The 4,264-nt window shown below is 40.7% G+C and carries 3 protein-coding genes and 1 pseudogene; 2 read left to right on the plus strand and 2 right to left on the minus strand.

The window, feature by feature from the left end:
- The first annotated feature begins 484 nt into the window (after positions 1-484).
- Together F6K37_RS33275 and F6K37_RS33280 are read left to right on the plus strand one after the other, a co-directional pair.
- Complete coding sequence (locus tag F6K37_RS33275) at positions 485-1,516, plus strand: glycosyltransferase family 2 protein (protein WP_287254946.1); 1,032 nt, start codon at positions 485-487, stop codon at positions 1,514-1,516.
- A 17-nt stretch (positions 1,517-1,533) separates the two neighbouring features.
- Positions 1,534-1,725: a hypothetical protein gene (locus F6K37_RS33280; protein ID WP_287254947.1), complete on the plus strand. Its 192-nt coding sequence runs from the start codon at positions 1,534-1,536 to the stop codon at positions 1,723-1,725.
- A gap of 35 nt (positions 1,726-1,760) precedes the next feature.
- Here the strand turns inward: F6K37_RS33280 and F6K37_RS33285 are convergent.
- Both F6K37_RS33285 and F6K37_RS33290 read right to left on the minus strand, forming a co-directional pair.
- Positions 1,761-2,717 (minus strand): annotated as a pseudogene (locus F6K37_RS33285) (putative 2-dehydropantoate 2-reductase).
- Between the two features lie 318 nt (positions 2,718-3,035).
- Entirely contained in the window at positions 3,036-4,064 is a 1,029-nt protein-coding gene (locus tag F6K37_RS33290) for a 3-oxoacyl-[acyl-carrier-protein] synthase III C-terminal domain-containing protein (protein WP_287254949.1), read from the minus strand.
- Positions 4,065-4,264 lie beyond the last annotated feature (200 nt).

Raw genomic sequence — 4,264 nt, forward strand, 5'->3', positions numbered from 1 at the left:
GAAGTTAGAATTTAGAATTTAGAATTTAGAATCGAGAATGGGCGAATTTAGTAGGGAGTAGGGAGTAGCTCACTTGGGTAGGTTTTTTACATTTGGGTCAAACCCACCCCCAACCCCTGACCGGTCGGGGGCGGTACACAGGGATAAGAAAAGGAAAACAACTTAGGTGCGCTTGACCTATTAAGAATTAAATTCGCCACGGGTCGCACCTGAAAAAGCGCTGCATCGCTTTCTTATCCCCCACACCCGGTCACCCCACACCCGGTCACCCCACACCTGAGGTCAAAGTAAAAAACCTACCCTGATGGGGAGATAGGGAGATGGGGAGTCAGAATTACTATAAGAACGGCGATAATTATCCAGAATTTCTTGATTTAGTAATACTAAAGTAGTGGGCTTTTTTTGCTTGTAACTGATACACTTTAAGCACATCATAACGTGGTTAATCTATCAGCTTATGGGTTTATCTAAGGTAACATTAATCGTGACTCAGAGGGAGCGGTTTAGTTTAACAAAGCCTTCCCTAGACAGTATTATTGCTGATTATTCCTCTTATCCTTTTGACCTAATCTATGTAGATGGTAATGCTCCATCCCAAGTGCATGAGTATCTGCAACAGCAGGCAGATAAACACGAATTCATGACTTTGATCCATCGCGGACGCTATTTGAGATCGAATGTTGCTCGTAACATAGCTCTACCGTTTGTTAAGGATGCGGATTACATTGTTTTTATTGACAATGATGTGATTGTAGAGCCTGGTTGGTTAAAACGTTTGGTTGAGTGTGCTGAACAAGAGCAAGCTGGTATTGTTGCTCCTCTAATTTTACAGGGGCAACCAGGCTCTCCGGATATTGAGGTACATGTTGCTGGGATTAAAACCAAGTTTCACCAAAGAAAGCATGGTAAAAAGTGGTTTGAGCAAAAGCAGTTGCTCTATGGTACTCAATTACGGGATGTTGAGCAGGATTTACATCGTACCCCAGTAGATTCTGTAGAGTTTCATTGTATCCTAGCTCGTCATTCTCTGATCAAGTCTATTGAACTGGATGAAATCTTTGATAGCTTGGCGAGTCATACTGATTTATGTATGCAGGCAACGGACTTAGGCGAGACAATTTTCCTGGAACCTAAATCTAGAATCACTTTCCTCAATCCTCGACAGATCACTCGGTTTGACCAGGATGATGTGCCATTTTACGTATTTAAATGGAATGAAGAATCTGTACGAGATGTGTTCAATCGTCAAGTCAAAAAGTGGAATTTGGGTAAGGATGATCCTTCAATGTGGTCGATTTGGAGGTGGGTGATTGAGAATCGTCAACTCCCGGCTAAGTGGTCAACTCAAGAGGGGAGTTTCGAGAGAAAGTTATTGGAGTTCTGTCAGCGTCGCTGGTGTCCAAGTTGGCTGCGCACATTGTTAGAATCCTATGTGATTAAGCGCGCATTTCCTGAGACGGGGATTGCTGACAATTTAGTGGAAAATGTCAGCAGTAAACCCTCGGTGACTGTGTAGGGAGTCGGGAGTCGGGAGTGATTGATCCTATGGTGGGCAGTGCTTATCAATCTAATGGCAAGGTTTGGAATCTGTCTAATGCACTGCCCACCCTACATAAACTTATGATTGATCCTATGGTGGGCAGTGCTTATCAATCTAATGGCAAGGTTTGGAATCTGTCTGATGCACTGCCCACCCTACATTATTTACTGACAGCTGACCGCTGACGGCTGTTCGCTTAGCGTGCGCGTAGCGCATATGCTTACCTATGGTGGGCAGTGCCTAGCCGATTCCTAATATCCAAAAACTTCAACTGTTGATAAAGCATAGAAATCATGGGCAAATCAACTCCTGCTTTGCTTGCCATCCGTAAAGCATTGCCCACAATTGCCTCAACTTCCAAAGGTTTTTTTCCATCATAATCCAGTTTCATGCTGGTTAAAGAAGGTTTCATTTTTTCCGTATGGTCGAGCATTTTTTGGATAAAGCGATCGCCTATTATCCGTCCGCAAGTCTTTGCCCCCACTGCCACTTCCCTCATTACTTGTTCTGCTAAAAGCCGCGTATCGGCATTGGCCATAATTTGATCTGTTCTGGCATTTAAAATCACGGAAAGACTATTATAAGGAATATTCCACACTAACTTTTTCCACCTAGCTAAAAGCAAATCTCCGCTCAATTCAATAGTAATCCCTGCGGCTTCAAAATCCCTAGCAATTTGGCTGATTTGTTCTGTAATGCCAGTAGCTTGATGGTTAGGAGCATATTGCCCTAGGGTAATGATACCATAGTCGATGTGGTGAATCTGACCCTGCCCTATTTTATTAGAACAGACAAAACATAACCCACTGATGATGGTATTTTATCCTATAATTTTGGAAATTTCTGGTTCAAGATTGATGCCGTTTTGTAAGAGCAACACTACGGTATTTTCATTTATTAATGGCGGCAATAGCTCTGTCAAAACATAATTTTGCGTCGCTTTTAATGCCACTACAATGACATCGCAATTCGGCATTTTTTTGACATCGTTGTAGGCATCTACTTCCGGCAGAGTAAAATCACCATCTACTGATTTTACAATTAAACCGTTTTCGGCGACATGGTGGTAGTCGCTACGCAGTAAAAAGCTGACTTGATGACCGGCTTTTTGCAGTTTGGCACCGTAGAATCCGCCAATAGCACCGGTGCCGATAATTCCATAGGTTCGATTTGATATTTTGAGAAGTATAACGATTATGATTAATTCGATGGTGGGCAGTGCCTAGCTACCTGATGGCCAGGTTTGGGATCGTGTGATCCACTGCCCACCCTACAGGAAATTCCTGCTTTTTAAGTGTTTAAAAATGCAATTTTAATAAAAGCGATACAGCGCGCTCATGGGAGTTTACCCCATGAGCGACTGGATCAATACAATGGCTTTTTATTTTGTTTAATCCCTTGCTATTTAAGGGGTTAAGCTCATTTAAATTACTCATTTACTGTAATCTGTCTAGGATAGCCGAGAGAAGTTAAAATTAGTTTAATAATGATTATTTTAATATTTAATCGCAGTTGCTCCCCAGGAAAACCCGGCAGCACTACTGGCTAAAACTACTAAATTACCAGGCTTGATTTTATGCAACTCTATAGTCTTAGCCAAACCCAATAAAGTATCTGTCGCTCCCAAATGGCCGCAGTTTTTTAAGGAAATAAATGTATTCTTTTCAGTTAAGTTTAGTACGTCAAGAAGCTTAGCTAATAAGCTTTTTTTGATCTGATTGGTAAATAAAAAATCTATTTGATTTAGAGAGAATCCACTTTTTTGCAATGCAGTGGTGATTACTTTTTTGTAATTGTTTAAATAGATTTGTGATAAAGTTTGTTCTAATTGATGGCGATCCTCTACTTTGACATAATTAAGTGCTAAGTCAATATTTTCATTTTTTACAGGCAATTTTGTCCCCCCCAAGGGAACTCGAACCAAATCAGCTAATTTGCCATCATTTATACCATAATAGGATAGAATTTTGTTGCTAGACTCTCCTTTTTTTAGTAATGCAGCGGCGGCACCGTCGGCGAAAAAAAGAAGAGAATTGCTATTTTTATCCGAGTAATTTAGCAGCTGGGATAATTTATCACTACAAACAACTAAAGCATAATTTAAACTATTATCTGCCAGCAACATGTTCCGGCAAATATGAATACCTAAGTTACCGCTGTTACAGAAATTTCTAATTTCAAAACCATGAGCATTGTTAGCACCAATGGCAGCTTGGATTTTTGCTGCCGGAGACCAAAATCTGTAATCGTAATATCCTACCCCGCAATAAGCAATTAGATCTATTTGTTCTGGTTTTATTTTGGCTTTTTTGATCGCCGACATTGCTGCTTTAATTCCCCTATCGCTGGGATGTTCGTCTTCGGCAGCAATTGTTTTTTTTTCCATTCCTATTTTTTCTTTCAAAACCCACAGGGGTATATCTGCTAGTTTGGCGATCGCCTCGCTAGTCATAACTCCCGAAGGAATATAATAACCTATAGCTGCAATACCGACTGTTGACTGATTTTTATTGTTTTCAATCATCTAGCTTTTATTAGAACTAAATACTTAAAGAGCGTTCGCGTAGCGTGACGTTCCGTCAATCGCATTTTTTTTATAGCACATCTAACTATAACAATTCTCTCTCCCATCAGCTACAAAGGGATCCCCCTAAATCCCCCTTAATAAGGGGGACTTTGAGGCTCAAAAGCGTACCTCATAAATGCAATAAGCGCTATAGATCA

Origin of the sequence: Moorena sp. SIO4E2, assembly GCF_010671945.1 — a bacterium.
GTDB lineage: Bacteria > Cyanobacteriota > Cyanobacteriia > Cyanobacteriales > Coleofasciculaceae > Moorena > Moorena producens.

What these genes read in the sequence shown, in the direction of transcription:
- F6K37_RS33290 (WP_287254949.1), bottom strand. Translation starts at nt 4,064, where the DNA reads ATGATTGAAAACAATAAAAATCAGTCAACAGTCGGTATTGCAGCTATA.